Below are 4,260 nucleotides of genomic sequence, written 5' to 3'. Positions count from 1 at the left end.
GGATCGGCTACGCGGCGGGCCCGAAAGAGCTGATCGCGGCGATGCGCAAGGTGCAGAGCCAGTCCACCTCGAACCCCTGCTCGATCTCGCAATGGGCAGCCGTCGAGGCGCTCAACGGCCCGCAGGATTTCATCGACACCTTCTGCACCGCCTTCAAGCGGCGGCGCGATCTGGTGGTGGCCGGGCTCAACGCCTGCCCCGGCATCTCCTGCCCGACGCCCGAGGGCGCGTTCTACGTCTACCCCTCGATCAAGGACTGCATCGGCAAGACCTCCGCAGGTGGGCGCAAGATCGAGAGCGACGAGGATTTCGCCAATGCGCTCTTGGAGGAAAACAACGTCGCGGTGGTCTTCGGCGCGGCCTTCGGGCTTTCACCGAATTTCCGCATCAGCTACGCTACATCGGACGCGGCCCTGACCGAGGCCTGCGCCCGGATCAAGGCCTTCTGCGAAGGGCTGTCATAAGGCGGAACGGCCGAGGGAGACTGGCGAATGACTGACTTGCCCGAGTATTACTTCCGGGTGAAGGAAAACGGCGCGACGGTGTTTCGCGTCGATACCGAGAACCGTCAGCGCCGGATCGAGATGGACCCGATCGCCAATATCAACATCCGCAATGGCGAGATCAAACCGCAGGGCGACCGGGTTCTGACCGAGGAAGACCGCGCCGAGATCGAGGCGTGGATGGCGCATCGCCGTGAGGTGCTCGCCCAGCGCGATGTCGACGACATCCTGCGCGCGGTCGATCACCTAAATCTCGTCACGCAATGGGCGCAGTCGAAAGCGACCGATGCCCAGCTCGAAGAGATCACGGATACGCTGTTGCTGACAATGCACGACCTGCGCAGCGTTCTGGTGCGCAAGAAGGCCGAGCGGCTGACCAGCGAGGGCTGAGCGCCCCCGACCCCTCCGGCCTCAGCCTTTCGAGATGAACCCGGTGATCGGATAGACGCGGCCCAGCGCGCCGGGATTGCTCATGACGCGCACGCGGCTCCAGTCGTTCTTCTCGGAGACATCCACCACGACCATGTCGAGCGACACCTTGTTACGCTCCCAATTCGCGTGATCGACGCGGATCTGACGCGGCGAGTCGACGCCCGACACCACCGCGATATGACCCAGCGGATTGCGACCGGTCGCCGAGAACGCCATCACCGCACCGACCTTCGGCTGATGACCGCGCGCATAGAGCCCCTTGGCCTGCGACCACCACGTCTTGGCATTGCCGCGAATGTCGATGCCCGAGGCATTGCGCGCAAACGGCACGCACCAGACGCGCTGGCGCTTGGCGCGCATCTGCTTGGCCACTTCGACCGCATAGGCGCGGCGCTCGAGATTGACCGCACCCGCCTGATCCCGCGCGCTGGCAAAGCCCATCCGGTCGCCGGTGGTCGGGGTGCAGGCCGAGACGGTCAGAGCCGCGATCAGAACAAGCGAAAGAGGGGCCGCGCGGCCCGCAAGGTCAGAGATAGAGAGCATGGGCGATCACTGTCGATGTCGAATTGTTGCGTCTTCGTTACCACCTCCATAGCCTCGAATACCCCCTTCGCCGAAGGAGAATTTCGCCGCGCATCAGCGGGTTGGCAACAATCCGCTTACAGGAATGTAATCTTGGGAACCTTTTGCGATCTCGCGATGCGTGCCCTACGGGTGACGGTCCGAGGGACAGCGCGCATGCAGGTAAATCTCGACCCATTCAAAGCCCGGATCGATTCCCCGCTCGGCCAGCCACGCCTCCTGCAAACGGTAGGCCTCCGGCTCGGCCGCCGCCGGACAGGGCCAGTCGCGCGCGTGGAACTGAGCGCGATGGATCAACTCATGCAACAGCGAGGAAAGCTGCATCGGATCGTCTTCGGACCACGGCCCGACGAGGAAGATTCGATCCTCCACCAGATCATAGGCCGCGCGCAGATCGGAATCGACCAGAAGATCGTGCCCCTCATAGGTGATGACCTCCCCGCTCTGGCACATGAAGATCGCAGGCGCGCCCTCCGGCACCGTGTAGTCGCTATGCGCCTCGATCCATTCGGCGAGCGCTTCCGTCACCGCATCGGGCACAGACATCGGCAGCGGCGCGGGACAGGCCCCGACCGCTGCCGGACATAACAGTGCAAGCCCTATGACGATGGCTCGGATCATCACGCCTCCTCTCCTGACAGGATAGCAGCTACGTGCGGATCTCGGAATTGATGCCGATCATTAGGGCCGATGGCGCAAACCGCGCCTTCCTAGTTCGGCATCATCGGCGGCGCCATCACGATATAGGGCGTCGTCGGGGCCTCCCCGGGCGGCAAGGCCTCGGGCATCGGATCCCCCGGGTCTCCGAGCGATTTGATATACTGGTAAAGCGAGCGCAGATCGCTCTCGGGCATTGCATGCACGTTGTAGAACGGCATTGGCGGCTTGGCGTCGAAGGTCTTCGCGTATTCCACGAAACCGTCCTCGTCCATATCTTTGATCTCAAGGCGCAAATTGACCGCGTAGGTCGTGCCCCACGGCCCCTGCCAGCCAAGCGGCACGCCTTTGAGCGCCGCCTCCGGGTCGATCTTGCCGCCGGACTCGTTGTACCCGGCCGTGTGGCAGTCGTGGCATCCCGAGGTGATCGAGACCAGTTTGCCCCGCTCCACCGAGACCTCCTGAGCAACAACAGCCGAAGAGCTGGCCAGCGCGCCAAGCGCGGCCAGAATAAGAACGCGTTTCATGGGTTTCTCCCTCCCTAACAGACGCGCCCCTCCCGGCGCGCCTCTCCCTGAGGTCCGGCCTTACGTCCAAACAGACCTGACCTTGCGGAAAGGATGCGCCCAAAGGGGCGAGTCGGGCAATTAGATAAAAGATAGGCTCTCGCAGCCGCGCTCAGGCAACGGACAGCGATGAGGCACAAACCTCGCGAAGGCGCGAAGCGGGCTGCGCCGTCTGCCTCAGACGCTGACCACCTCGCGCAATGCCTCGCGCGTCAGGGTCTCTTTCGTCCCCTCCATCGCGACCGCGCCGCGCTTGAGCACGTAGAAACTATCGCCCAGATCATGCGCGAAATCAAAATACTGCTCGACCAGCACAATCGCCATATCGCCCTTCTCGCGCAGGTAGGAAATCACCCGCCCGATCTGCTGGATGATGTTGGGCTGGATGCCCTCGGTGGGCTCGTCCAGGAGAAGCAGCTTCGGCTTCATCAGCATCGCGCGGGCAATCGCCAATTGCTGTTGCTGCCCGCCCGAGAGGTCCCCACCCCGGCGATTGAGAAAGTCCTTCAGGATCGGGAAGAGCTCATAGATTTCATCCGGGATGACATGCTCGGATTTCGGAAGGCAGGCGAAGGCCGTCTCCATGTTCTCGCGCACGGTCAGCAGCGGGAAGATCATCCGGCCCTGCGGCACGTAACCCAGCCCCGCCTTCGCCATCGCCTGCGGCGGCACCCGGCCCATCTCGGCGCCATCGAGCGTAACCGTCCCGCCCGAGCGCAGATGCGTCCCCGAGATCGCTTTCAGCAGCGAGGTCTTGCCAACCCCGTTTGTGCCCATGATGCAGGTCACCTCGCCCGCACGCGCCACCATGTCGATCCCGTGCAGGATCTGGCTGCCGCCGTAATGGAGCGTCAGCCCCTCGGTCTTCAGCATCGCGGGTTTTGTCAGATCAGCGGCCAAGATACACCTCGATCACGCGTTTGTCGGCGGTCACATGGTCGAGCGAGCCTTCCGCCAGAACCGACCCCTCATGCAGCACCGTCACCTTGCAGTTCAGACGGCGCACGAATTCCATATCATGCTCGACCACGACCACGGCATGATCGCGCGCCAGATCGACCAGCAGCGCGGTGGTCTGCTCGCGCTCGGCCAAGGTCATCCCGGCCGCGGGTTCGTCGACCAGCAGCAGCTTCGGCTCCTGCGCCAAGAGCATCCCGATCTCCAGCCATTGCTTCTGCCCGTGGCTCAGCTCGCCCGATTTGCGCGGCAGTTGATCGGCGAGGCCCACCTGCGCCGCGATCTCTTCGACGCGCGCACGATCGGCATCGCCGGCCTTCCAGCCCAGCACCGCGAAGGGGCTGCGATTGGCCTTGAGCGCCATCATCAGGTTCTCGGTGACGGTCTGATCCTCGAACACGGTGGGCTTCTGGAATTTCCGCCCGATCCCGATCCGCGCGATCTTCGCCTCGTTCAAACGCAGCAGGTTGGTCGAGCTTTCCCCCCACAACACCGAGCCCTCGTCGGGCCGGGTCTTGCCGGTGACGATATCCATGAAGGTCGTCTTGCCCGCCCCGTTCGGC

The 4,260-nt window shown here is 63.7% G+C and carries 7 protein-coding genes; 2 read left to right on the top strand and 5 right to left on the bottom strand.

Translation table 11 applies throughout. The features are described 5' to 3' along the window. Together B3D39_RS07430 and B3D39_RS07425 are read left to right on the top strand one after the other, a co-directional pair. Positions 1-464, top strand: a 464-nt coding sequence (locus B3D39_RS07430) for an aminotransferase class I/II-fold pyridoxal phosphate-dependent enzyme (protein WP_286789566.1), incomplete at its 5' end; no start/stop codon positions are given. Positions 465-491: 27 nt separating this feature from the next. After that, positions 492-893 carry a hypothetical protein gene (locus B3D39_RS07425; protein ID WP_078520251.1) on the top strand — a complete coding sequence of 134 codons (402 nt, stop codon included), beginning with the start codon at positions 492-494 and terminating at the stop codon, positions 891-893. A 21-nt stretch (positions 894-914) separates the two neighbouring features. Here B3D39_RS07425 and B3D39_RS07420 read toward each other — a convergent pair whose 3' ends face one another. The 5 genes from B3D39_RS07420 to urtD form a co-directional block, all read right to left on the bottom strand. Next, complete coding sequence (locus tag B3D39_RS07420; protein ID WP_078520252.1) at positions 915-1,478, bottom strand: CHAP domain-containing protein; 564 nt, start codon at positions 1,476-1,478, stop codon at positions 915-917. 165 nt (positions 1,479-1,643) lie between these two features. Next, positions 1,644-2,138: a DUF6647 family protein gene (locus B3D39_RS07415; protein ID WP_078541840.1), complete on the bottom strand. Its 495-nt coding sequence runs from the start codon at positions 2,136-2,138 to the stop codon at positions 1,644-1,646. An 89-nt stretch (positions 2,139-2,227) separates the two neighbouring features. Next, the gene (locus B3D39_RS07410; protein WP_274963846.1) at positions 2,228-2,701 is read right to left on the bottom strand and encodes a c-type cytochrome; all 474 of its coding nucleotides are present in this window, start codon (positions 2,699-2,701) and stop codon (positions 2,228-2,230) included. A 216-nt stretch (positions 2,702-2,917) separates the two neighbouring features. Next, positions 2,918-3,613: an urea ABC transporter ATP-binding subunit UrtE gene (gene urtE / locus B3D39_RS07405; protein WP_274963847.1), complete on the bottom strand. Its 696-nt coding sequence runs from the start codon at positions 3,611-3,613 to the stop codon at positions 2,918-2,920. Positions 3,614-3,629: 16 nt separating this feature from the next. Then, a partial coding sequence (urtD, locus tag B3D39_RS07400; protein ID WP_286789565.1) for an urea ABC transporter ATP-binding protein UrtD occupies positions 3,630-4,260 on the bottom strand: 631 nt, incomplete at its 5' end.

Origin of the sequence: Thioclava sp. UBA3469, from assembly GCF_002378135.1 — a bacterium.
Taxonomy (GTDB): Bacteria; Pseudomonadota; Alphaproteobacteria; order Rhodobacterales; family Rhodobacteraceae; genus Thioclava; species Thioclava sediminum.
Note: the sequence above shows the minus strand (reverse complement) of the source record. Positions and strands in the feature narration are given on the sequence as shown.

Bases quoted from the DNA above. Each gene is read 5' to 3' on its own strand.
- B3D39_RS07425 (WP_078520251.1), top strand. From the start codon at position 492: ATGACTGACTTGCCCGAGTATTACTTCCGGGTGAAGGAAAACGGCGCG.
- B3D39_RS07420 (WP_078520252.1), bottom strand. From the start codon at position 1,478: ATGCTCTCTATCTCTGACCTTGCGGGCCGCGCGGCCCCTCTTTCGCTT.
- B3D39_RS07415 (WP_078541840.1), bottom strand. From the start codon at position 2,138: ATGATCCGAGCCATCGTCATAGGGCTTGCACTGTTATGTCCGGCAGCG.
- B3D39_RS07410 (WP_274963846.1), bottom strand. From the start codon at position 2,701: ATGAAACGCGTTCTTATTCTGGCCGCGCTTGGCGCGCTGGCCAGCTCT.
- urtE (WP_274963847.1), bottom strand. From the start codon at position 3,613: ATGCTGAAGACCGAGGGGCTGACGCTCCATTACGGCGGCAGCCAGATC.